Raw genomic sequence first — 235 nt, 5'->3', positions numbered from 1 at the left:
AATGGATGCCATCGAGCGTCGCCTAAAAAAATAAAGTCCAATGGGGCGTAACTGCGCCCCAATTTGGTTTGACATGAGGCTGGATAATTATGAACTTAACTAACCACTTTTTAGTCGCCATGCCTGGGATGAAAGATCCCTACTTCAAGCGCAGTGTCATCTATATTTGTGAGCACAACCAAGACGGTGCCATGGGCTTGATGATCAGCTCACCGATTGAAATCACCGTCGAAAA

General features: G+C 45.5%; 1 protein-coding gene. It reads left to right on the top strand.

Annotated features, from left to right (window positions below):
* Positions 1-89 precede the first annotated feature (89 nt).
* Positions 90-235, top strand: a 146-nt coding sequence (locus tag E0702_RS20110) for a YqgE/AlgH family protein (RefSeq protein ID WP_205742129.1), incomplete at its 3' end; no start/stop codon positions are given.

The organism is Halomonas marinisediminis (genome assembly GCF_004347715.1).
Taxonomy (GTDB): domain Bacteria; phylum Pseudomonadota; class Gammaproteobacteria; order Pseudomonadales; family Halomonadaceae; genus Halomonas; species Halomonas icarae.
This window is presented reverse-complemented; position numbering and strand designations above follow the sequence as displayed.